The 20,175-nt window shown below is 59.4% G+C and carries 14 protein-coding genes; 1 reads left to right on the top strand and 13 read right to left on the bottom strand.

Annotated elements, in window-relative coordinates; translation table 11 throughout:
• Positions 1-7 precede the first annotated feature (7 nt).
• The 6 genes from KG007_RS04345 to KG007_RS04370 all read right to left on the bottom strand — a co-directional run bounded on the left by KG007_RS04345 (position 8) and on the right by KG007_RS04370 (position 12,778).
• The gene (locus KG007_RS04345; RefSeq protein WP_213347489.1) at positions 8-1,825 is read right to left on the bottom strand and encodes a hypothetical protein; all 1,818 of its coding nucleotides are present in this window, start codon (positions 1,823-1,825) and stop codon (positions 8-10) included.
• Positions 1,826-1,849: 24 nt separating this feature from the next.
• On the bottom strand, positions 1,850-3,403 hold the full coding sequence (locus KG007_RS04350) for a calcineurin-like phosphoesterase C-terminal domain-containing protein (RefSeq protein ID WP_213347490.1): 1,554 nt from the start codon (positions 3,401-3,403) through the stop codon (positions 1,850-1,852).
• Between the two features lie 70 nt (positions 3,404-3,473).
• The gene (locus KG007_RS04355; protein ID WP_213347491.1) at positions 3,474-6,569 is read right to left on the bottom strand and encodes a BACON domain-containing protein; all 3,096 of its coding nucleotides are present in this window, start codon (positions 6,567-6,569) and stop codon (positions 3,474-3,476) included.
• A gap of 15 nt (positions 6,570-6,584) precedes the next feature.
• The gene (locus KG007_RS04360; RefSeq protein WP_213347492.1) at positions 6,585-8,084 is read right to left on the bottom strand and encodes a SusD/RagB family nutrient-binding outer membrane lipoprotein; all 1,500 of its coding nucleotides are present in this window, start codon (positions 8,082-8,084) and stop codon (positions 6,585-6,587) included.
• An 18-nt stretch (positions 8,085-8,102) separates the two neighbouring features.
• Positions 8,103-11,729, bottom strand: coding sequence for a SusC/RagA family TonB-linked outer membrane protein (locus KG007_RS04365; RefSeq protein ID WP_213347493.1), 3,627 nt, complete (start codon positions 11,727-11,729; stop codon positions 8,103-8,105).
• Positions 11,730-11,764: 35 nt separating this feature from the next.
• Positions 11,765-12,778: a FecR family protein gene (locus KG007_RS04370; RefSeq protein WP_213347494.1), complete on the bottom strand. Its 1,014-nt coding sequence runs from the start codon at positions 12,776-12,778 to the stop codon at positions 11,765-11,767.
• A gap of 275 nt (positions 12,779-13,053) precedes the next feature.
• On the opposite strand from KG007_RS04370, the gene KG007_RS04375 reads away from it, so the two are divergent.
• Positions 13,054-13,617, top strand: coding sequence for a GNAT family N-acetyltransferase (locus KG007_RS04375; protein ID WP_213347495.1), 564 nt, complete (start codon positions 13,054-13,056; stop codon positions 13,615-13,617).
• Positions 13,618-13,626: 9 nt separating this feature from the next.
• Here the strand turns inward: KG007_RS04375 and KG007_RS04380 are convergent, their stop codons facing one another.
• The 7 genes from KG007_RS04380 to KG007_RS04410 form a co-directional block, all read right to left on the bottom strand.
• Positions 13,627-14,700: a YeiH family protein gene (locus tag KG007_RS04380; RefSeq protein WP_195459530.1), complete on the bottom strand. Its 1,074-nt coding sequence runs from the start codon at positions 14,698-14,700 to the stop codon at positions 13,627-13,629.
• 135 nt (positions 14,701-14,835) lie between these two features.
• Entirely contained in the window at positions 14,836-15,723 is an 888-nt protein-coding gene (locus KG007_RS04385; protein WP_213347496.1) for a LysR substrate-binding domain-containing protein, read from the bottom strand.
• Positions 15,724-15,727: 4 nt separating this feature from the next.
• On the bottom strand, positions 15,728-16,759 hold the full coding sequence (locus KG007_RS04390; RefSeq protein WP_213347497.1) for a DHH family phosphoesterase: 1,032 nt from the start codon (positions 16,757-16,759) through the stop codon (positions 15,728-15,730).
• A 75-nt stretch (positions 16,760-16,834) separates the two neighbouring features.
• Positions 16,835-17,608, bottom strand: a complete 774-nt coding sequence (locus tag KG007_RS04395) for a DUF4886 domain-containing protein (RefSeq protein ID WP_213347498.1) — start codon at positions 17,606-17,608, stop codon at positions 16,835-16,837.
• Positions 17,609-17,632: 24 nt separating this feature from the next.
• Entirely contained in the window at positions 17,633-18,292 is a 660-nt protein-coding gene (gene nth / locus KG007_RS04400) for an endonuclease III (protein WP_195459518.1), read from the bottom strand.
• A 5-nt stretch (positions 18,293-18,297) separates the two neighbouring features.
• Positions 18,298-19,233 carry a glycosyltransferase gene (locus tag KG007_RS04405; RefSeq protein WP_213347499.1) on the bottom strand — a complete coding sequence of 312 codons (936 nt, stop codon included), beginning with the start codon at positions 19,231-19,233 and terminating at the stop codon, positions 18,298-18,300.
• Positions 19,217-20,173: a glycosyltransferase gene (locus tag KG007_RS04410; RefSeq protein ID WP_213347500.1), complete on the bottom strand. Its 957-nt coding sequence runs from the start codon at positions 20,171-20,173 to the stop codon at positions 19,217-19,219. The genes KG007_RS04405 and KG007_RS04410 overlap by 17 nt, the downstream gene beginning before the upstream one ends.
• Between the last annotated feature and the right edge of the window lie 2 nt (positions 20,174-20,175).

Below are 20,175 nucleotides of genomic sequence, written 5' to 3' on the forward strand. Positions count from 1 at the left end.
GTACATTTTAGTTGTTTCCGTCCCAGTAATAGCAGCTTCCACGGTCGACAACCGCCTTGTTTTTCACGACGTTGCGCCCGGTGATGAACTGATCGAAGTTTTCGGGGCCGGCTTTCGAGGCCGCATCGCGGTTCTGTACCGCCGTACCCACGCCTCCGCCGACGCCGCACCCTTCGACGCGGTCGCTGTCGGTACGTCCTTCGCCCAGGATCGATCCGACCAGGCCGAACATACCCTTGATCACCCCGCCGTTGCGGCAGGCCTCGATGCGGGCGTTCCCGCCGTTCCACGTCGTTGCGGCAATACCGCCTGCCTGGCCCTTCGCCCCGGCAAACACGTCGCCGCGGTTCGTGCATCCTTTGACAGAACCGTTATCGAACGCTGCAACGATGCCGCCCAGCAGCACCCCGCCGCCTTCGACAGAACCGAGGTTCTCGTTGCCCTCGAAATCGCAGTAGCTCGCGAATCCGCAGATACCGGCCGCACGCCCCGACTCGGAACGCACCTTGCCTGTATTCACACAGTCGCGCACATCGGCGCTCACGGCCTCGTTGCCATTGATGAAGCCGACGATGCCGGCAACCTGTATGCCACGTGCACTGTTGCGCGTATTCTCGCCCAGACCGCAGTAAACGTCGCCTTCGTTGCGGCAGTCGCGGATCGAAGCCGCATAAACAGCGTCCTTCTTGGCATAGATGTCACCCACGATGCCGCCCGCAGTCGACCGGCGGTCGATACTCGTGCCGTCGAAACGAATCGCCCCTTTGTTACGGCAATGCGAAACGGCAACAGCCCGGCCCGACAGCCCGACGATACCGCCGACCGAAGCCTGGTAGGAACTCGTCGAGGTCACGGGCGCGAAATTATCGCAGTCGCCGACGGTCATCGACTCGTGGGCCGAACCGCAGATGCCCGCCGTAAGGCTATACGCATGGCCGCGCGTCGTGACGGCGCCGAAATTGTCGCAGCACATCACGTCGCCTTTGGCCATGCCGCAGATACCGCCCGCCATCTCCTGGCAGTAACGGTCGCTGCCGTCGTCGACCCCGCGCGCCGTCGAAACGACCTCGCCGCGATTGATGCTGAACTTGACCTTCACACGCATGTTGTACCCGACGATGCCGCCGATATGGGAAACGATGAACGCGCCCGAATAGTTCACGCGCCCGGTATTTTCGCAATAAGCCACGAAAGCCCCCGGCAGCGAACGGCCGAGGCTTCCGCCCAGCACTCCGCCCAGGTACATCCTCGGCTCGGCGTTCGGGGCCAGCGACGGGCAGTTGCCCGTCGAAGAGATGTCGCCGCCGTTCTTGCAGCGGATGACGACGTATTTGTTCATGCCGCAGACCCCGCCCACATAATTGTCGTGGAGCGATTTGGGCGAACGGTGCGCAATGGAGCCGTAGTTCTCGCAACGTTCCAGGACGCCGTGGTTCACGTCGGCCACAAAACCCGCATAGAGCGCGTCGTCGCCGTCGTCCGACACCTTCATCGAGCAACTCGCGGCAATCACGAGGTTGCGCACGGTGCTACCCTCGGCGACGAGCCGGAACAGCCCGCCGTCGGTTTTCCAGTTGAGGATCGCATGGCCTTCGCCGTCGAAGACGCCCGCAAAGTTCTCGATCCGTGCGAACCGCTTTATTTTACCCATGTCGATATCGGCTTTCAGGTGCACCTCGCCGCGATCGTCCTGCCAGGCGGACACGTCGCCGCCTGCATTGAGAGCCTCGGCAAAGGCTGCAAGTTCCGCAGCGGTCGAAATGCCGCCCGCCGCAGCCGCCAAAGTTACCGCCGCGGCAATAAGCGTCAATAACAATTTCTTCATAATTCGGTTAAATTTTCAGGTTCGTTACCACTCCACGGTGGTCGTATAGTGTTCGCCGAAACGATCCGTCGTCTCGACAGTAGCCTGCGCCGCCCCCGCCGTGGGCAGGATGCGGAACATATGCGTGGTTTTGAAGGGTTCGAACGTCGTCGTGGTCTGGACCGAGTTGTAATAGTCGGCCATCCGGACGAAGGCTCCGTCGTAGACGGTCACCCGCGTCATCTTCGCACCGCTTTTGCCGCTGTCCGTATAGCGGACATCGCTCCAGCGGGCGTCGTGGTTCCAGACATTGGCATAAACGTATCCGTCGTCGTAGTAGTCGCCCGGAGTATAGACCCGGATCTGGTAGTCGCGTTTCAGCCCCGAAGGTACGTTATTTTCGTAAGAATACGGTTTGTAGTACCAACTGATGTTTTCCCCATCAACATCCACGACCATGTAGCCCCGCGGCGTTCCGTCGCTCGAAATGTTCTCGTTGAGCCACAGCGCCCCGGTCGAACGGGCCAGGATGTGCGATTCGACATTGGGAAATTTCGCCGACGTTTCCTCGGCCGAATAGGCATAGTTGAAGTTGATGTGCGAATGACCCGCCCAGGAGTGCACGCAGCGATACTGCGCAAGGCGCGACGCATAGTCGGGCCCGTGCTTGTCGCGGTCGGCAGGTTCGGAGTCGGGCTTGCGGAACATCGAACTGTGGGCGCAGAGCATGATGGTCTTGTTTTTATCGACGTATTTCAGGTCGTTGCACAGCCAACTGTAAGCCTCGTCCGAAAGTCCGTCGTTGTAGGCGCCCGTGTTACTCGGATCGAGCGTGTTGTTTTTCATGATGATGTTATCGAGGAAAATAAAGTGCAGATCGCCCAGTTCGACCGAATAGCAGGTCGGACCGAGGTACTCCTCGAACTTCGCCACCGCCTCGCGGTCGGTAGCCACATTCTGCACGTGGTCGTGGTTGCCGATCACGTTGAAAACCGGGAAGTCGAATCCGGCGATCCCGGCGCAATAGGTCGGATAAAGCGACATGTCGTTGTGAACCAGATCGCCCAGCGCGATGCTGTAAACCGGCCGGTCGGTGATCGACGCGGCGGTCTGCTGCAAATCGCGGCACATATCTTCGTACATGTCGATCGAATGGAACGCAAAATTGTCGTAACGCGCGCTGCGCGAACGGATCTGCGGATCGGCCGTCATCAAGACCGTATAACGCGAAGCCGCTTTTTTCCGGGCCTGGAGCGTAAAATCGGCCTTAAATTTGGTCGCCCCCTCCGGAATGCGCTGCCAGAACTGCGGAATACCGTCCTTCACCGGGATTTCATACGCTGCGGGAATGGTCACCTGCACGAAGCGCCGTTTCGAGAGGTCGCTCGCAAGCGCATAATTGCCCGCGTCGTCGGTCACGGTCGTAAGCAGTCCGTCGCTCACGACTACCCCTTCGACGGGCAGTCCCCGCTGATCGACGACCGTCCCGCTGACGACCGCATCCTTGCCCCCGGGCCCGGTTCCTCCGGGCGCGTCGTTGCCGCTGCAGGCGGCCAGGAGCCACCCGATAAAGAGTGCAAATAGTATTTTCCGTGCCATTCGTCGCATTGTTTCTTAAAAAACGGGAACGGAACGGAAGCTTCCGCCCCGTTCCCGACCTACTAACCGTTTATTTTCCGTCCCAAAGGTAATTTCCCGAACCGGAGAAATTACTGTCGTTGCACAGGTTCTCGATCGTCAGGTCAGCCGTGGCGCTCTTTCCTTTGAACTGACCGCCAAAACCGCATTTTTCGATCGTCGTGCCGACAACCGAAGCGCCGGCAATACCGCCGCCGGACAACGTAAACTGGCCCGGGGCATTTCCGTACAACGGAGAGTAAAGAGTTCCGTAATGTTTACAATCGCTGACAGAGGAACCGTCGGAAAGGTCGGCAACGATACCACCGATCAGGATGATCGTCGTCGTACCCGTTCCGTCCGCCGCAAGGGTCGCCTGGTTCAGGCAGCCTTCGATCCGCGTATTCACCGCCTTGGAAGCAATACCTCCCGAACGGCCACCGCGGTTATCCGTGGGGAAATTGCCCGTATTGGTGCAATTCGCAATCTTCGCCGCTTCGGCATATCCGACGATACCGCCGCCCATGCCGCGATAAACCGACATCTCACCCGAGTTGGAACATCCCGAAATGACATTGATATCAGCCGGCGATACGGTTGCACCGACGATACCGCCTGCGCAGTTGGCACGGACCGTGGACGGAGCTTCTCCATACTCCATGCTGTTGTTAAAGAAGCCTGCATCGACTTTGCCGCTGTTGGAGCAGTCCGAAATCGTGCAGCCCGACTCAAGCATCAAACCGACTGTACCGCCCACATAAATGGGCTTGGCATTCGACTTCGCCAACGTACTGTGCGAAACAAGGGCCAGATTCTTCGAATCGGAAATCGTTGCGCCCGCACCGGCAACGTCAGCACCGCCGATGATGCCGGCAATACCGCCCAGGCAGCGAACATTCCAGTTGGCCGTTCCCGAATCCGGAGCGCCCGTTACCGAAACCTCTCCGGCATTGACCGTATTCGATATCTTTCCGAGATGCTGGCCCACAATGCCGCCGACATAAACCAGCGCATCCGCCGTGTGCTCCATCTGCTCGATCTTAACGGATCCCGAGTTGGTCGTATCGCCGTTGCCGGTAACCGACCCTTCGGCTGTCAGCTGGCCCACGATACCGCCAACGTAGGCGTAGCGGGGACCGATGTATTTCTCCTTCAGGATACCCTCTTTACCGCCGGGGTTTCCGGGAGCCGAAACCTGTGCGACATTGACGACGTTCGACACCGCGCCGTCAGCCGAACCGACGATACCGCCCATGATGACGAACTTGCAGATTGCAGCCGCAGAAATTGCACCGCGGTTTTTACTGTCGGAAAGCGCACCGGCCGTTTTGCCGGCCACACCGCCGATGTAAGCGTAACGGCACGCTTCGCCGTCGCTGTTATAGCGGTTGGCCATGATCGAAAGAGGCTGCTTGTTGGTACACCCCGTAACGGCTCCATCGGCGCATCCGACGATACCGCCCGTATAGGAGTTATAGGCAGCCGTAACCTTCAATGCGATCGTCTTGCCGCCTTCGGTCGTACAGTTTTCGACCGTACCGCCGGCATAGCCGACCACGCCGCCCGTGTACAGGTTGTATTTTTTATCCAAAGGCGTAGCTCCGTTGGAAGCGACGGCGCCTTCGTTGCTGCATCCCGTCACGACGGCCCCGGCTTCCGTTTCGGCGACTACGCCGCCGACCGAAATTTTGTTACCGGTCACCTTGTCGCCCAGCGTGATGAACGCCGTATTCGAACAGCCTTCCACGCGGCCCGTCGCACCGACCAGACCGGCCACACCGGCTACGCCGCACGCTCCGGCCACCGTAGCGGTGACATCGAGCGTTACGGCCGCCATGTTGCGGCAGTTTTTGAGCGTTCCGTTGCAAACGCCGGCGAACGCCGCTGCATAAACGTCCTTCGCAACGCTCTTGGCTGTCAGTTTCGACGTGGCGTCGATCGTCAGGTCGCGGATTTCCGAGCCCTCACCCATGTAGCCGAAGAGCGGCTGAGCCGTATTCCAGTTGAGGATCAGGTGCTCGTTGCCGGCTACGATGCCATCGAACGGACGCTCCGCCGTACCGATGGCCGTCCACTCGACGCCCTTCATATCGACATCGCCCAATACCTCGACGGTCTTGCCGCCTTCGCCCGATGTCCAGTCGGAGATATCGTCCCCGGTGTTGAACGCCTCGGCAAACATCTTCAGGCCTGCGCCCGAAACGATGCCGCCTGCGGGATAGAACGCCTGCTTGACGATCGGCAGCGCGGTTTTCACCGCAATATCCTTGATCGCGAACTCGATTTCGCCTTCGCGCTCGGTCTTCGTATCGCTGGGGTTATCGGCAACGGAGAAGGTATAGACAGCCTGCTCCCCGTCCGGTTCGGCGGTATAGGTCACCCATGCCGGGCAAGTCACGCCGGCAACCGCTTCGGCAGGAGCCACCACGTCGAACGTGATTTCACCTTTCGCCGCAAGGTCGATTTTGTTGTCGGCATCGAACGCCACACCGGTTCCGAACTGGTAGACCGAATAGGTCGTGCTGTAACCGACCCCGTCGGTGGGTTCGATGGTCAGCGCACCGTAACGGCCCGCAGCGCCCGTATTGGCGTCGCAGCGAACGCGGAGCGTCGAGGTGGTCATACCGTTCGCATCCGGCTCGGAGGTCTCCACGATCTCGGCGTGGATCCACTCCGAATCCACCGGCTGCCATTTCGAGAGGGTTTTAACCTCCACATCGAAGGCTTCGGTGTCGTTCGGCGCCACGACCGAATAAACGCGGTCGAGGATGAAAATGTTGCCCGACTGGTCGACGGACATCCGGTAGGTGAAAGCGCCGGCCGAAAGGGTGACCACGGCATCGCGCGACTTGAAGTCGTCGTTGGCCGTTACCTCGATCGTAAATTCGCCGCTGCCGATGTGGCTCTCTTCCTCGTCGACAACGCACCAGTCGCTGTCCGAAGCCACTTTCCAGTGGACGCTCTCCACATTGAGCGCCACGGCTACGGTTCTGGTCTGGCTCGAACTGGTCATGCCCCGGGTAGCGTCCCACGTCGGGGTCAGTACGACTTCCAGTTTATCGGGATATGCCGACGTTCCTTCGTCGGACGAACAGGCTGCAAAAACGGCCGTCACCGCCGCCAACAGCACAAAAATGAATCTTTTCATACCTTGGGTCTCCTTTTATTTGCGTTTGTTGGTGTGGTCGGCCCACCAAACATTCGTAGTCATGTTGTTCGTACCTCCGAGCCAGCTGTCGAGTGCCTCGAAATAGTTGTTTTTGTTGCGGAACTCCTCGTCCGAGGGGTAACGCAGGCGGGTGGGCAGGATGCCGTCGTTGGCGGCCAGCGCCTTGACGGGCATCTCGGGATAACCCGTGCGGCGGTAATCGCACCACGATTCGATGCCGACCAGGAAGCTCGAAATCCACTTCTGGGTCATGATCCGTTCGAGCACCTCTTCACCGTCGAGCGCATCGAGCGACACCTTCGAGTTGGAGAGGAACGATGTCAGGTCGGCCGCAGGATTGTCCGTCCACTCATAGACGGCCTCTGAAACGGCCTTCACGTAATACTCCTTCGGCGTGCCGGGAATCCAGCCGCGGTAGGCGGCCTCGGCCCAGATGAACCAGAGTTCCGAATAGTTCATCAGCGGAAAATGGTCGCGGTCCTGGATCACGTTGCGACGATAATGGCCCGCCGTGTCGAAGTAGCCCATCAGTTCGTTATAGGTGATCTGCGTCGGCACGCCCACGAGTTTGTCGAAATAAAACGACGCACGCGGGTCCTTCAGACCGACCGACGAATCGTACATCTCGTCCATCAGCCGTTCGCAGATCATGTTGGCGTTCCAGAGTCCGGCGCGGACGTTGTGGAACGGCGTGTACTGTGCATTGACATTCGCGTCGAACTTCACGTCGGCGGCATCCGCACGGCTCTCGAAAACGGGATAAACCGACGGATAGGAGAAAATCTCGTTGAGCTTCGATACGGCGTCGAGGCGTTCCCCGGCCTGGTCGCTCTCGTCTTTCAGCGCGGCGCGCATCAAGAGGCGGACGTAGAGCGAGTTGCCGAACTTGCGCCACTGGGCGACCTTTCCGTCGTACATGTAGTCTTCCAGCGCGTCGAAATCCTTACTCTCGGCCAGCAGTTCGTTGGCCAGTTCGAGTTTCGCGAACATATCGCGGTAAATCTCCTTCTGGCTGTCATAGGCCGGGTAGAACTTACCTTCGGTATACCCCTTGCCGGCCTCGAAATAGGGCGCATCGCCGAATGCGTCGGTGATGTGCGAGAGGGTCAGCACCTTGAGGATGTAAGCGATGCCCAGGCCCGTCTTGTCATTGTCCTTCTCGGCCTGCGCACGCATGGTCTCGGCATTGCCGGCCCAGCGGTAGATGTTCTGCCAGAAGTAGTTGATGATCGAGTTGTTGAAGCGGTAGTTATAGATACGCTCCGCCTGCGTCTGCGCCTGCACGGTGTACTGCATGAGCTGCGAGTTGACATCGAACGAGCGCTCCAGCAGCGCATATTCGAGGCCGAAGGTGATCGGCTGCACGTAGCTCGTGGCATTGGTGGTCTGCAGGGCGTTGTTGTTGACGTTCATCTCGTCGAAGTTGTCGCAGCCCGACAAAGCGAGCGCACCGAACGAGAAGGCTGCAGTCAGTTTTATAATCGTATTTTTCATAATTGGGTTCCTCCTGCGTTAGAAAGTGATCTTGATACTGCCGCCGATAGCGCGGGTTCCGGGCATCTGGGCGATTTCGAATCCCGGCACGACCGAAGAACCGCGCATGAAGGCGCCTTCGGGGTCCCATCCCGGGAACTCGGACCAGCAGAAGAGGTCGCGTCCGTAAACGGACAGCACGAGTCCCTTGATGAAGCCGGTCTTGGAGAGCAGTTTTTTCGGGAATTCGTAGTCGAGGCGCAACTCGCGCAGCTTGAGGAACTGCGTGCTGACGAAGTTCTGCTCGGCGTTCTGGAACGCATAGGCCAGACCGTAGTATTCGGTGATGTCGGCCGTCTTGTGCGTGTTCTTCACGTAGTTGCCGTCGGGCAGCAGGTTGACGCCGTCCAAAACCAGTCCGTCGTAACGTCCCGGAAGCGAAATCGTACCCTTACCGCGCGACCCCAGCAGGGCGTTGGAGTAGGAGTAGACGTGTCCGCCGAACTGTCCGTCGAAAGCCACCGAAAGGGTCAGGCCGTTCCACTTGACGCTCGTGCCGAAACCGCCCTTCCAGTCGGGCATGCACTCGCCGATACGCTGCAGGTCGTCGGAGTACTGCGGATAACCGTTCTCGTCGATCACCATCTGTCCGCTGACATCGGTCAGCGAACCGTCCCTGCCCACGATGAACGAGCCTTCGGGAGCACGCTTGTAACCCAGGCCGTACATCGTCGAAAGCGACTGTCCCTCGTAAGCCGTCATGTAGGCGTGCGACGAGTAGGAAGCCACGATCCACGAATCGACGCCCTCGCCCAGTTCGAGTACCCGGTTGCGGTTGAGCGCCCAGTTGATGTAGGCTTTCCACTGTACCTTTTTAGTCTTGATAATCGTTCCGTTGGCCGATACTTCCCAACCCCAGTTGCGGATGCGGCCCGTGTTGCTGTAACGGCTCGCAACGCCCGAGGCCTGGCTTACGGGCATGCTCACGATCTGGTTCTTCGATTCGCCGTCGTAGTAGGCGATATCGAAGTTCAGGCGGCTCTGGAACAGGCGGATGTCGGCTCCGACCTCCCACGAGCTCACGATCTCGGGCTTGAGGTTCAGGTCGGCCGCCGTACGGGGAATCATGTAGTTGCCCGCGAAATCCGAAGAAGAGAGGTAGTTCGACGTGCGGTAAGGCTTCGTGTCGTTACCCACTTGTGCGAAACTGCCGCGCAGTTTCACCAGGTTGACGACGTTGCGCGCCGTACCGAAGTCGATCAGTTCGTTCAGCAGCACGCTGGCCGAAACCGACGGATAGAAATAAGAGTTGTTGTTGCTGGGCAGCGTCGACGACCAGTCGTTGCGGCCCGTGATGTCGAGGTAGACGGCGTCGCGCCACGAGAGCGAAACCAATCCGTAGATGCTGTTGGTCTGGCGCTCGTAGGAGTAGCTGTCGGTCTTGATGCGGTTGACCGAGTTGGCCAGCGAGTAGACGCCCGGCTGCTTGAGCTGCTCGGCGGTCTTGGCCGTCTGCACGAACGAGCGGTTGATGATGCTTCCGCCCAGGTTGGCCGTGATGTTGAAGCCGGCGCCCAGCTTGCGGTCGTATTTGAGCAGGAAGTCGGTCGAGAGCTGCAGCGAGGTGAGCTCCGTCTCGTTGTACATGCCGTATTTCTGCGAATAGGAGCTTTTCGGGTGGCGGGTCGTGCGCAGGTCGCGCGAGAAGTCGATACCGCCGCGGAGCATCAGGTCGAGACCCTTGTAAAGGTGGAGGTTCAGCGCCGTGTTGCCGAACATGCGGTCGCGGTCGAGCGAGTTGATTTGCTCGTAAGCCACGAAATAGGGATTGTTCTTGCCGCCCGAAAGGTCGGAGTCCTGCTGAATACCCTCCTGGCCGGGATACCAGTACTGCTTGGCCCAGTTCATGTCAATGTTGGGCGACATGCACCACAGCGAATACATGATCGAGCTCGAACCGTAACCCATCACGGGCAGGTTGTCGTCGTCCTTGCGGTAGTAGGTCAGCGAGGTGTCCATCGAGAGCCACTTGTTAACCTTATTGTTGCTCTTGAGCGACAGCGACTGCTTGGACCACGGCGAATTGGGGATAATCGACTCGCTGCGGTAGTCGGTCACCGAAAAACGGATCGAGTTGTTCTTGTTGATCTTGCCGGAAACCGACAGCGTGTTGGTCGCGGTCCATCCGTTCTGGAAAAAATTCTTGAACCAGTTGCCGTAGCTGACGAACGGCGTCTTGATGCGCACGCCGTTCTCGTCGACACCGATACCGCGGTTCACGTCGTAATACTGATAGTAGAGCGTACCGTCCATCTTGGGGCCCCACGACGACACGTCGAGCGTACTCGTACCCTCGCCGTCGACGGGATCGCCGTAATGGAAACCGTCGGTTCCCTTCGACGAGCCTTGTCCGTAGACATACTGGAAGTCGGGCGAGGAGTTGATCTGGTCGACGACGAAATTCGAGGTGAAGGTTACCGACACTGCACCGTCCTGCCCCTCGCCGGATTTCGTCGTGATGATGATGGCGCCGTTGGCGGCCTCCGAACCGTAGAGTGCGGTTGCAGCGGGGCCTTTCAGCACCGTGATGTTCTCGATATCTTCGGGATTCACGTCGCCCGTACCGTTGCCGTAGTCGATCGAATAGGCCCCCGACTCGCCGCCTGCGGCCGAGGTGTTGAACATCGGCACACCGTCGATCACGAACAGCGCCCCGTTGTTATTGAGGTCGATCGACGACTCGCCGCGCAGCGTTACGCGCATCGAACCGCCGCCGCCCGTGTTGGCCTTGGCGACCGAAAGACCGGCCACCTGGCCCGAAAGGCCCGACATCCAGTTGGACGACGAAGCCGCCGACGAGAAAACGTCGCCCTTGACTTTCGTGGCGGCGTAACCCAGCGATTTTTCTTCGCGCTTCATACCCAGCGCCGTCACGACCACGTCGTCGATGGCCTGCGCCGTGCTGACCAGCTTCACGTCGATGGTCGTCTTGCTGCCGACATAGACATCCTGCGTCTTATAACCCAGGAAACTGAACGACAACTGATCGTTGGGGCGCGCCTTAATGCGGTACGAACCGTCACTTTCGGTGACGGCTCCCACAAGCGAACCCTTGACGATCACGCTGACGCCCGCAACGGGCTGTCCCGCATCGTCCTTAACAACGCCCCGGACCAGTGCCGGGGCCGCCGAAGCGGAGCCCTGTTGCTGGGGGGGGGTCACCTGCCGGTCCACACCCGCAGTCTGTCCGCCGGCAATGGTCCCGGCGGGCTGTACTTCCTGCGCCTGTGCGGCGGATTTGCCGCCGCCTTTGCGTTTGATCAGGATTTTGTCCTCGCGGAACTCATAGGTAAGGTCGCTCCCGGCAAAAATCTTCGCCAATACGTCGGGAACCGGAGCCTGCTTTACGGAAAGCGTCACCGGAGCAGCCTTGCCCACCAATTCGTTGTTGAAGAAGAACGTGTAGTAGGTCTGGGCTTCGATCTGTTTGAGGACCGTAGCCAGCGGCGCCCTCTCGACGGTAAGCGTTACGGTCGGAGCGGGTTTCTCCCCGGCTTCGGAGGCATGGGCGACGCCCGCAACCGCCAGGGACATTGCAGCGAGTCCGCACGCCAGCCAGCGTCGCAGGAGCCTGCAGCAACCTTCGAATTTGTCAAAATTGCTCATTCATTTAAATGTTTAGGTAGTTGATAATCCGTGTGTTATTTTCGTTTTGCCCGCGACAGGAAATACTCCCCGTCGATGTTGGTGATGGACAGCCTCACCGGCGAGGTTTCGGAAATCATCCGAAGGGCCTCCGGGAGGGTTTCGCGATCTACCACGCCCGTATATTGCAGGTTGGCGATCTCATCGTGGATATTGATCTTGACCTGGTAATAACGCGAAAGTTTGTTGGCCACATCCTTCAGCGGATACCCCGAGAAGACCAGCCTTCCCTCGATCCAGCCGATCGAATCGTCGATGCGCACCGCCCGCTTGGAGATCGTGTTGGCCGTGGCGTCGATCTGCAACTCTTCGTTGGGGTCGAGGATGATCACATCTTTTTTGACCTGCGCCTGCAGACAACCCGTATGGAGCGTCACCACAGCGAAATTCTCCCGGGCATAGGATTGCAGGTTGAACGACGTTCCCAACACCGTATAGTTGTTATTGGCGCTGTGAATGATGAACGGACAGTTTTTATCGGGTGTAATCGTAAAAAATGCCTCGCCGTCGAATTCAATCTCGCGCGTCGCCTTTCCGAATCCCGGGTCCAGGGTCAGCGTCGCCTCGGAATTCATGCAGACCGTCGAACCGTCGGGCAGCACGATGTCGCGTTTCTCACCGCGTGCCGTCCGATACTCCAGCGGTTGCGCAGCGCTGATCTCCGTTCCGGTCCCGGCTACGGGAACAGTCCCCGGAGTACGCTGCCAGAACCATACGGCGCAAACGCCGATCGCCACGGCCGCTGCTGCCGCAATATAACGGCGAAATATCCTCCGGTGCGTCTTCGCACCCCCGGGAACGGCGAACAGGATTTTGTTGCGGGCAGCGAAACGCGCCCATTCCTGCTCGGCCTTCGCCGATGCGGGCAGTTCCCGTCCGGTGAGACACGCCCTGAAATAAGCCCGGTTTTCGTCCGACTCTTCCAGCCATTCCGCCAGCATACCGGCCTCCTCTTTATTTAAGGTATTGCTCCGGTACGAATTGATCAGTCTGTCTATCTCCTTCTGCATATCGTTTTCACTAAACAGAATTTTTTTCCTTTGCTTTCACCCAGTAGACACACAGTTTCCGAATACCGACCCCCGAAAATGCAAATTCCCGCAATTTTTTTTCGAACGTCCCTTTTCCGCCCCTGCCGCAACGGGAAATCCCGGAACCAAAGCTCCGGGATTTCAGCTATTTCTCAGGCGAAACATCGGCCCGGAGGCAACCCGGACTGCTTCCGGCCCTCGGACAAATTGGGTTTTGTGGGAAATTTGCCGTATCTTGCCGAAAATCGGAAATCATGACACAGCAACTGCAATTCATACCCTTCAAATCCCGCTCGGACAAAGGCTGGGCGGAAGCATGGGCCCTTTACGAGGTCTCTTTCCCCGACTGCGAACGCTGGAACGCTGCGGGTTACGACCGCGCCTTCGGCGATCCTCATTTCGAGGCCGACGGCATCTGGCGCGGCGACGAGTTCATCGGTATCCTCTTCCACTGGAACGCCGGGGATTACCACTACGTCGAACACCTCGCCGTCTCGCCCCGCCTGCGGGGACAGAACATGGGTTCGAAAGCCCTGGCGGCTTTCTGCCAGGGGCGGCGCGTCATCCTGGAGATCGACCCGCCGGTGGACGACATCTCGGTCCGCCGCCAGCACTTCTACGAGCGGCTGGGCTTCATCACCAATCCCTACGAGTATATCCATCCCTCGTTCCGCCATCCGTTCCACGCCCACCAGTTGGTGCTGATGAGCTACCCGACGGCCCTTACATACGAAGAAGCCCGCGATTTCGCGGACTTCATACGGGAAACGGTGCTTCTTTATTCGGATCACGAGTATCCGACGCTGCCGAAGCTGTAACGGGAACTGTTACAGCATTCCGACCACGTACTTCGTAACGTAATAACCGCCCGCCAGCAGCCAGACGTACAACAGGCCGGCCAGCACGAAGGGTTTGGCCCCGGCCTGCTTGAACTTGTCGAAACTCGTCTCGGTTCCCAGCGCCGTCATGGCCATCGTCAGCATGAACGTATCGATATACTCGATGGTCCCGTTCAGCGGAATCTCCCGGACCGTCTCCGCCCCGCAAAGGTATTGCAGCAGTGAATTGAGGCCGATGACCCCGATGAATCCGAAGGCGAACCACGGCACGGCGATCTTCCGTTTCTCGGTACGTCCCCCGGCGTCGGTCTTCCGGCGTCCCGCCAGCACGAAGCCCATGATCACAAGCACGGGAGCCAGCAGCATGACACGAATCATTTTGGTAATGGTGGCCGTCCCGGCGATTCCCAATGCATCGGTCGGGTCCATCGCGTTGCCCGCCCCGGCCACATGGGCCACTTCGTGCAGCGTACTGCCCGTATAGACGGCCACGCCCGTATCGGTCAGCCCGTCGAGCATCCCCGTGCGGTACATAACAGGATAGAGGAACATCGAAAGGGTCCCGAAAATAACGACCGTGGAGACGGCGATAGCGGTTTTATATCCCTCGCACTTCACGACCGGTTCGGCGCCCAGCACGGCCGCCGCGCCGCAGATGGCGCTGCCCGTCGAGGTCATCAGCGCCGTGTCGCGGTCGATCTTCAGCAACCGCCCCAGCAGAACCCCGCCCAGGATGGTAACCGTTACGACGATCACGTCGACGACCACGGCCGGAACGCCGACGGCCGCCACCTCGGCCAGCGTCAGGCGGAATCCGTAGAGGATGATGCCCCAGCGCAGAACCTGTTTGGTGCAGAACCGGATGCCGGGAACCCACGTCTCGGGCAGCCTGTTGCGCAGGCTGTTGGCGTAGAGCATACCCAGCACGATGCCGACGATCAGCGGACTGAACGAGAGTTTCCTGACGATGGGGACCTCGGCGATATAGAATGCCGCAAATGAAAACAGGGCGATCAAAAGAATTCCGTGCAGGGTATTCGCCCTGTTGCCTTTTTCCAACATACGTTTACGATTTTAAAAACGACCGATAACTTTTACTTTATTTCGCCGGCAAAGGTCGCATCTTTTATCGGGATATGAAACAAGAATTTGTTATCCGGAATAACCTGAAGTTATCACAGACGAAGATATGCCCGGTCAGAGACCCGCCCGGGCGAAGTCGATGAACTGCCGGGCGAGCTGCGCAGGTTCGGCGGCAGCATGCACAAAACTGAAATCCCGCACGAATGCCAGGCCTTCGATATCGACGATCCGCAGCGTACCGCTGCGCAGGCAGTCTACCACCGAAATCACCGACACGATGGCCATTGCGTCGCTGTTGCGAACGAAGGCCTTGATTCCTTCGGTCGTACCGAGGCGCATCGCCACATGGAGCTGCGAGAGGCGGATACCCTTCGCCGCAAGGGCTGCGGCGATCACCTCGAGCGTTCCCGAACCGCTTTCGCGCAGCACCAGCGGGATTTGCAGCAACTCTTCGGGCGTCACTGCATCGGTACGGGCGTATTTCCCGCACGAACTGGCTACCAGCACCAGTTCGTCGGATTTGAAAAGCGTATAATGCAGCCCCTGCCGGCGGCTGAGGCTTTCGACCAGCCCCAGATCGACCGCATGTTCGTCGAGCGCCTGCTCGACCTCGGCGCTGTTGCCCGAAAACACCGAGACCCGCACCCCGGGGAAACGCGCCGTAAAACGCGCCAGGATCGGCGGCAGGAGGTATTGCGCAATGGTCGTACTGGCCCCGAGGCGGAGTTCGCCCTCAGCCAGGCCGGTGCAGAGGCTCATCTCGTATTCGAGGCGGCGGTAGTCGTCGGCCAGCCGTTCGGCGGCCTCCAGCATCGTGCGGCCCGCATCGGTCAGTTCCAGGCGGCTGCCGCGGCGGGCGAAAAGTTGTACCTTATAACGGGATTCCAACTCGCCGATGTGCTTGCTCACAGCGGGCTGCGAGATGTAGAGTTGTTCGGCGGTCCGGGTGAAACTCAGCGTCCGGGCCGCGGCGATAAAGACCTTGAGGCGAAAATCATCCATGATTTCAGCCCAGAAGGCCGTCGTCGGCGAACTCCTTCACCGAACGGATATAGTGGTCGATAGTCTCCTGCATCGAAACGAACGACTTGCCGCCTGCGGCGTTTTTGTGCCCGCCGCCGCCAAAATATTTGCGGGCGAAAAGGTTGACATCGACATCGCCCCGCGAGCGCAGCGACACGCGGATAAACTTGCGGTGGGCGAGGAACATGGCCGACATCTTGACCTTCTTGATCGTGAGGGCATAGTTGACAAATCCCTCGCTGTCGCCCTGCTGGAACTGGAAGCGGCGCATCTCGTTTTCCAGCAAAGACATATAAGCCACCGTGCCGTCCTGGATAATCTCCATCTTGCGGTTGATGGCATAGCCGAACAGCCGCGCGCGGCCTTCGGTATAGGCGTTGTAAACGCTGTTGTAAATGTCGGGAATCGAGATGCCCTTTTCGATCAGCACGGCCACGGCGCGGAACAACTCCGGGGTGAGGAACGAGAAGGCGAAGTTGCCCGTATCGGTCATCATGCCGACGTAGAGCGATTCGGCCATGCTGCGTGTGATGGCCTCCGTGCCGCACATCGCCTCGACAATGCTGTAAACCAGAAAACACGTGCTCGACGAATCGGGATGCGAGAACAGAAGATCGAAGCCCTCGTCGGGCGAGAGGTGATGATCGATCAGCACGCGGCGGGCCGTGGTGTTGGCCTCGATAGTGTCGCTGAGGATTTCGAGCCGCGAAACGGCATTGAAATCGAGGCAGAAGATCACGTCGGCTTCGGCAATAGCGCGTGCGGCGCGCCCCTCGGTATCGGCCTTGAAGACCACGACCTCGTCGATGCCGGGCATCCAATCGAGGAAATAGGGGAATTTATTGGGGACGACGCAGGTCACCTCATGCCCCATCGTACGCAGGACTTCGGCCCATGCGAGCGACGACCCGACGGCATCCCCGTCGGGATTGGTGTGGGAGACGATGACGATCCGCTGCCGGGGCTGCGCAAGCAACTCACGCAGGCGTCCGATGTGTTCTTTCGATAACTTCATTCGGCTTGGTCCGCATTGGTGAACTGGACAAAGATAGGAAAAAAGGGGGGATATAACAAACCCGCATCCACAGACCTACCGGATATTCAGCAGCACGAGGTTGTCGAGCACGGTCCGCTGGGCCAGGTGCTGGAGGTATCCGGCCTGCTCCGCAGGGAGCCCCGCCCACACTTCCGTCAGATAGGGCTTCCGGAAAATCGTCGTAAAAATCACGTTGGCCGCCAGGTAACTCCCTGTGGGCGAAGGATGGTAATTATCCGGCTGGTAAAGATCCCAGTCCGGGTGTTCGGCCCGCACCTGCCGCCACGCCAGGCCGACCGGGGCGCACCATGCGTCGTTGTCGTAGGTCATTTCGAGATAGCTCGTCACCAGCCGCGCCTGCATCAGTTCATAGCTGTTGATCGGGGGATAGCCCGCCACGGGCCGACGGCAGCCGTTGCGGTGACCCCACGTCATGTAGAAAATCACCTGCGCGCGGGGCGATCCGGCGTGCACGAGGCTGTCGAGCGTCCGCGCAAAAGGGTAGACCTCGCGGGCGACCTCGCCGGTCGGCATCGCGGGCGAGGAGCTCTGCTCCTGCAGGATCACGTAGTCCCAGCCGCCGCGCGCGAGCGTGTCCAGCAGCGCCCGGTTCTTCAGGTGTCCCGAGAAGCGCTCGCCGCCCTTGAGGATACGCGCACACGAAAGTTTCACACCCTGCGAAGCGGCGATTTCACGCACCGTCGCAGGCAGGTCGTTGTAATAGGTAAAACTGTTTCCGACCCACAGCACCCGCAGGGAGTCCTGCGTCTGGGCCATACTGCCCAGTGGCAGTAACACGAAAATCAAGCGTAGAACAAGTTTCATCATGGCGGATTCGGTTTTTCGGTGAATTTACGATTTTTTCGCAGCCGATTTCCGGTCGGCGGCGTATTTGCGACACCAGGTCGCAATGCCGCACTCGCTGCATTTCGGGGCCCGGGCCGTGCAGACGTAGCGCCCGTGGAGGATCAGCCAGTGATGGGCGACGGGCAGCAGGTGGCCGGGAATATTCTTTTCAAGGGTCAGTTCGGTCTGGAGCGGGGTTTTCGACCGGGTCGTCAGCCCGATGCGCTCCGAGACGCGGAAGACGTGCGTGTCGACCGGCATCACCTCCTTCTGCCACAACACGGCGCCCAACACATTGGCCGTCTTGCGGCCCACGCCGGGCAGGCGCTGCATCTCGTCCAGGTCGCTCGGGACTTCGCCGCCGAACTGCTCGCACAGCATCCGGGCCATCCCCGCAAGGTTTTTGGCCTTGTTGTTCGGGTAGGAGATGCTCTTGATATAGGGATAAATCTCCTCGGCCGAAGCCTTGGCCATCTCGAACGGCGTCGGGAAAGCCTCGAACAGGGCCGGAGTAGTCATGTTCACCCGTTTGTCGGTACACTGAGCCGAAAGGATCACCGCCACCAGCAGTTGGTAAGGGTCGGTGTACTGCAATTCGCTCTCAGCCACAGGCATGTGCTCCGAGAACCAGGCAATGATGCCGTCGTAACGCTCTTTTGTTGTCATAGCCGTTATTTTTTACGTCGAAACAAAATCTTTTTCACCAGCAGTCCGGGTCCTTCGGGACACAACAGCAAACGCGGACAGGCGCATATATCCTTCCGCCAGCGCGCCGCATACTCTCCGACCGTACCCTCCCACGAAAGGACCCACAGCGCAACCCCGCTGCGTTCGCGCAGGATGCGGAAACGATTGCGCCCCGTGCCGTAGTGCGCGTCGAACCAGAGGCTGATGCCCATGAGCGAATCGCGGAAGGCAATGCGCTTCACGTGCGAAGGCGTATGGCTCACACTCTCGGGCAGGCGGCGGTGTGCGGCCGTCGGACGGTCGATAAACCGGATTCGGCCCTTCGCCGCAAACCACAGCCACATCGGCCAGTCGTCGGTCTGCCACTCGGGATGTTCTTCGGGACGCACTTCGGCATAGTAGGCGGCGATCAGCTCCCGGCGGGCCAGCGTCGTGCAGTTGGCGACGGTCGTGCGCAGCAACAGCCGGTCGAAATCGGTATAACGCTCCGGCGGATAGGGCTTCCGTTCGCCCGTCGCCTGGTAATAATCGATTGCGGCGGTGCAGCACATCCCGCATCCGGGGTCCGACTCCATCAGTCCGACCTGCAATTCCAGTTTTTGCGGGTCCGTCCACCAGTCGTCGCCGTCGAGGTAAGCCACGTATTTCCCGCGGCACGCATCGAACGTGCGGCGGTAATTGGCCCGCATGCCGACATTCCCCGGCGAAGTCACCAGCCGGATGCGGTCGGGGTATTTCGCCGCATACTCCCGGCAAATCTCCCCCGTACGGTCCGTACTGCAATCCTCGCCCAACACCAACTCCACGCCGAACGAAGTCTGCTGCGCCAACACGCTTTCGATGGCTTCGGCAATGTAATCTTCGTGATTGTAGGCGGTCATGCAGACCGATACCAACGGCGTATTATTTTCGGCGTCCATCGATTTTCAGCGTCTTTTTCAGCGACTTCCGGAACGCCCGCGAAAGAGCGTGATAGCCCCGGCCCAACAGCAGCAGACGCGGATGCGCCGCGACCGTGCGCACCCAGTATCCCAGCGAAGCGCGGAACCCGAGCGGCTTCAGCAGTTCGAGCCCGAGCAGAATCTGCTGCTGCTCCAAGGCCCGGTAATGGGAGCGATGGCCGAAAGCGGCATCGAACCACCTCCGGATATCGGCCACCTGATCCTCATAGCGCACTTTCGCCCGGGGATCCGAGAAGTGACAGCTACTGTCGCTCAACACCCGGTAACTCATAAATACGCGATCCATAAAACGAATCCGGGCATGCGCGGCGCACCAGAGCCACATGCTGTAATCATCCAGCGGCCAGGGTCTTTCAAGCGGCCGCACCTCGGTATAATAACTCTCGACCAACTCCCGGCGTACCAATGCCGTAGGGTTGGGAATCGTATTCTCCAGAATCAGTTCATCGAAAGTCACGTGAGGCTTTCCGGCCGGAAAAAGCGAAGCGACCCGTTTTTCCGCCTCTATCCAGAAATACGACCGGGCGTAACACATGCCGCATTCCGGGTCCGACTCCATCAGTTCGACCTGCAATTCCAGTTTTTGCGGGTCCGTCCACCAGTCGTCGCCGTCACAAATAGCGATATAACGTCCCCGGCACGCCTCGAAGATGCGTTTGTAATTGGCCCGCATCCCGAGATTCACCGGCGAAGCCAGCAACCGCACGCGGTCGGGGTATTTCGCTGCATAGCCCCGGCAAATCTCCCCCGTACGGTCCGTACTGCCGTCATCGCCTACTACCAGTTCCACATCGAACGAAGTCTGCTGCGTCAATACGCTTTCGATCGCCTGTGCGATATATTTTTCCTGGTTGTAGGCCGTTATGCAAACCGACACCAGCGGAGTGGAGAGATTCATTC

The organism is Alistipes montrealensis (assembly GCF_018362775.1).
GTDB lineage: Bacteria > Bacteroidota > Bacteroidia > Bacteroidales > Rikenellaceae > Alistipes > Alistipes montrealensis.